This is a genomic window from Rhizobium sp. SVR5-9E (assembly GCF_056755095.1).
The window spans coordinates 1-236 of the sequence record NZ_JBNDHS010000736.1; the positions used below are offsets into that span (position 1 = coordinate 1).

Genomic DNA, 236 nt, shown 5'->3' on the forward strand with positions numbered 1-236 from the left:
GTTGCAATTTATCCGAAAGTTTCGAAACCAATGCTACGGTAGATGTTTCGTTCAGCAATGCAGTAACGGGGACCAAACAATTAAAAATGTTAGGGCTAGACCAGAAATACACAAGTTTAACAAAAGAACTTCTGCCCGAAGTAAGAGGACTCGCATCTGCTTACGGATTAAGCTTCATTCCCGGAAGATGGATCGAAAGCATTCAGCTTACCAAAGGAGGAAGTACAGTGACGAAC

1 protein-coding gene is annotated in these 236 nt (G+C 42.4%); it reads left to right on the forward strand.

Annotation, left to right across the window (positions count from 1 at the left end; all coding sequences use genetic code 11):
* The coding region (locus ACPYOJ_RS36780) for a hypothetical protein (RefSeq protein ID WP_481420603.1) at nucleotides 1-236 on the forward strand (236 nt) is incomplete at both ends.